The following is a 221-nucleotide window of genomic DNA, read 5'->3' as shown; positions in this document are numbered from 1 at the left end:
AGTATTGTAGGACAATCCTATCGAATTAAAGATCATTTTAGCAAAGAAAATGATTGATTTTGTACATGCTTAAACAAGCGAAAATGTACATGTTTATCTTGACATTTACACACGTTTCGTTGTTTTTTCGCCTTGTTTAGCGTATCGATAACTAGTTGTATATCATGACGATGGCTAATATGATAAGCTACAATTTCATTGTTATAAAGGTCCTTTATGGC

1 protein-coding gene is annotated in these 221 nt (G+C 31.7%); it reads right to left on the bottom strand.

The features are described from left to right. Positions 1-32: 32 nt before the first annotated feature. Positions 33-218 (bottom strand): hypothetical protein, encoded by a 186-nt coding sequence (locus MR168_RS33240; protein ID WP_242291779.1) that lies wholly within the window; start codon positions 216-218, stop codon positions 33-35. Positions 219-221 lie beyond the last annotated feature (3 nt).

Source organism: Bacillus cereus group sp. BfR-BA-01356 (assembly GCF_022663635.1).
GTDB classification, from domain to species: domain Bacteria; phylum Bacillota; class Bacilli; order Bacillales; family Bacillaceae_G; genus Bacillus_A; species Bacillus_A cereus.
The sequence above is the reverse complement of the archived record's forward strand: the minus strand, read 5'-3'. Positions and strand labels throughout refer to the sequence as shown.